Below are 268 nucleotides of genomic sequence, written 5' to 3' on the forward strand. Positions count from 1 at the left end.
TCAAGGACTTCGACCTCACCCCGAACCGCGTCGGTGTCGTGCTCAGCAGCGGCGAGGTCACGGTGAAGGAAGGTGACCTGTTCGCGGGCTGGGTCGGTCAGATGAACGGTGCCAAGGACGTCGAACTGGCCGCGGGCCGCATCGGTGTGCTGCGTGAGAACGGGTCGCTCGTGGTGAAGGACGGCACGTTGTGGTCGTCGTGGACCGAGCAGACCGGTGATGTCGCGAACTTCGAGATGACGAACAACCGCATCGGTGTCGTCCTCAC

Annotated in this window: 1 protein-coding gene; it reads left to right on the forward strand. The window is 63.8% G+C overall.

All coding sequences use genetic code 11. The features are described 5' to 3' along the window. Nucleotides 1-268, forward strand: a 268-nt coding sequence (locus UK23_RS52925; protein ID WP_045314203.1) for a hypothetical protein, incomplete at both ends; no start/stop codon positions are given.

Source organism: Lentzea aerocolonigenes, assembly GCF_000955955.1.
GTDB lineage: Bacteria > Actinomycetota > Actinomycetes > Mycobacteriales > Pseudonocardiaceae > Lentzea > Lentzea aerocolonigenes_A.